1 pseudogene is annotated in these 207 nt (G+C 60.4%); it reads right to left on the minus strand.

The window, feature by feature from the left end:
• Positions 1 to 207: pseudogene (locus AF337_RS11965) on the minus strand (LysR family transcriptional regulator); the annotation flags it as partial.

The following is a 207-nucleotide window of genomic DNA, read 5'->3' on the forward strand; positions in this document are numbered from 1 at the left end:
ACTATTTGGGGCGCGGTAATGAGCGCCGAGATGCCAAATCCGATGTCGAGCTGACCGGTCAGGCCGGCATTTGCACGATGCATCTTGACGTCGATTTCATCGCTCAGCCGCAAGAGCACGCGTGCTTCCTGCTGCAGCAGATTCCCCAGCGGCGTCAGCCTTGCTCCATGTCGGCCACGTTCAAATAGCGGTCCGCCGACCATCGCC

The organism is Rhizobium ecuadorense, from assembly GCF_001187535.1.
Lineage (GTDB): Bacteria > Pseudomonadota > Alphaproteobacteria > Rhizobiales > Rhizobiaceae > Rhizobium > Rhizobium ecuadorense.